This window comes from Psychrobacter sp., from assembly GCF_035469765.1.
Classification (GTDB): domain Bacteria; phylum Pseudomonadota; class Gammaproteobacteria; order Pseudomonadales; family Moraxellaceae; genus Psychrobacter.
The window spans coordinates 1-2,507 of sequence record NZ_DATIRM010000142.1; the positions used below are offsets into that span (position 1 = coordinate 1).

2 protein-coding genes are annotated in these 2,507 nt (G+C 40.4%); both read left to right on the plus strand.

Annotated features, from left to right (window positions below; genetic code table 11):
* Positions 1–580, plus strand: a 580-nt coding sequence (locus VLN09_RS04060; protein WP_325243927.1) for a phosphoribosylamine--glycine ligase, incomplete at its 5' end; no start/stop codon positions are given.
* A gap of 288 nt (positions 581–868) precedes the next feature.
* Positions 869–2,263: an AarF/ABC1/UbiB kinase family protein gene (locus tag VLN09_RS04065; protein WP_325243929.1), complete on the plus strand. Its 1,395-nt coding sequence runs from the start codon at positions 869–871 to the stop codon at positions 2,261–2,263.
* The last annotated feature ends 244 nt before the right edge of the window (positions 2,264–2,507 follow it).

Sequence of the window (2,507 nt, forward strand, 5' to 3'; positions counted from 1 at the left end):
GGCACAAGTGATTCAGCCAGTCGTTGATGCGATGAAAGCTGCCGGTCACCCTTACACTGGATTTTTATATGCCGGACTTATGATTGATGCTGCCGGCGATCCGTTTGTGATTGAATTTAACTGTCGTTTTGGTGATCCAGAAACGCAGCCTATCCTGATGCGTTTACAATCCTCTATGGTCGATTTGGTCGAGCAAGGGCTGGCAGGTAAATTACCATCAGAAGCCAAATGGGATGCGCGCCCTGCCCTTGGTATTGTCATTGCTTCAAAAGGTTATCCTGAAACCTCATCAAAGAATGATGTCATTGCTGGCTTGCCAGAATTGAATAGCGACAATCAACAGTCTGTAAAAGTCTTTCATGCTGGTACCACTTTCTGTGATAGTTCTGATAGTGATACGCCAAACAATGAAAAAGAAGTGGTCACTAACGGCGGGCGCGTATTATGTGTGACTGCATTAGCAGATAGTATCTCAGATGCTCAGCAAGCAGCATTGGCTGTGACGGCAGCGATCAGTTTTGATGGTGCTCATTATCGCCGTGATATCGGTCATCATGCGATTGCTCGCGAAAACATCTAAAAAAACCTATTTAAAATTAATCTGTTATAAGTAGTAGTAGTAATTTTTACAAATTCGACCTCGCGTGATGCTGGGTCGTTTTTTTGATAAGCTGTTTTTCTATAATAAAAAAACTCCTGAACTTTCACATTGTTTATTTAAAATTACAAAGTAAATAACGTAGCTTAGCTAAGCTGCATAACCCACCTTCTTTATATGATACAATTCTGTACATTCATAGCACATCTCCCTTGTACTGTCGGTATATTACCCTCAAATCAATACCAACTTGATGAAATGACGATATCTATGGCAAATAATACCTCTAGATCTTCTAATAATAAGCAATCTATCGATAATCTAAAAACCTCAGGTTTTGATCGCCGCATGTCGATTGCCAAAACCTCATTAAATATAGGTCGTCGCTGGGCAGGTAATAGTGTGTCAGGTATGTTTCTTAACAAAGAAGCACGTACGGCACGCAATCAGATTTTTATGGAAGAACAGGCACATTATTTGGCAGAAGAGCTTGGCAAATTAAAAGGCTCTGTGGTAAAAATCGGTCAAATGCTAGCGATTTATGGTGAGCATATATTACCACCGGAGATTACCCGCGCTCTGCAAACACTCAATGATGATACAGCGACACTCGCATGGCCAAAAATCGAGAAAAATTTGCGTCAGTTATTGGGCAATAAGTTGCATGAACTTCAAGTTGATCCCGTCCCTATTGGTACAGCCTCCCTAGCCCAAGTTCATCGTGCAACCGTCATAGCAACTGGTGAGCAAGTGGTATTAAAGATTCAATATCCGGGGGTAGCAGATGCGATTAATTCTGATCTGGCTTTATTCAAGCGCTTATTGAAGGTTAGTAATATCGTACCGCAAACCCGCGCACTTGATACCTGGTTTGAAGAGATACGCGACTTACTTCATCATGAAGTTGACTACGAAGCAGAAGCTGCCACAACGGAGCGGTTCTATGAACGCCTGCTTGATGACCCTCGTTATATCGTGCCCAAAATCAATCGCAACTACTCAACCAAACGTTTGCTCTGTATGTCTTATGAGCCGGGTATCAGTGTGGTCTCTGATGCACTTCAATTATTACCTCTTGAGCGCCGAAGTGCTATCGGGCAGGCAGCTATTGAAATAATGATGCAAGAGATTTTTGTCTGGGGTGAAATGCAGACAGATCCAAACTTTGGTAATTATCTTGTACGTGTAGCGAGCAGTGAAGATGAGATTGATAAGCTAATATTACTAGATTTTGGCGCGATTCGTCAGTTTGACGATAACTTATTGACGATTGCTCATAATTTATTGCGTGCAGGTTATTATCATGACCACCAGATAATGATGCGCGCTATGACCGGTTACGAATTCTTCGATAGCATGAGCGATAAGGTTCGTACAGACGTTGCTTCACTTTTTTTACTTGCTACCGAACCCTTTAGTAATCCTGCATTAAACCCTTATATACCAACTGATTGCTTGGATGAACAACAGCACTATATTTGGGCTAATAGCAAACTGCACACGCGCCTCTCAAATGATGCAACACAAGCGATTCAGTCTTTTGAATTTAACCTACCGCCCAAAGAGTTTATGTTTATTAGTAGAAAATTTATCGGTGCTTATACTTTTTTGACTGTACTAGATGCTCGCACTGACTCTAATAATTTGGTTAAACCATTTTTATAAATCATTTAGGCTTCAGCCATAAATGATTTTTTAACCGCCTTTTTTGGGGCGGTCTCTATATATTTTTATTTTATTTGCTTAGGCTATTTTGTATTTTTTTAGTGGTAGTTGAGGGTTTACTGCTGATAATGCTTGTTGTATATATTTTTACTTAGGCTATCATTTAATCATCTACGCCTTCTAGTTTCCAATGATCAAATCTGGTTTGATAACCTTCAGGTTTCTTTATCTTCAACTGCCAACA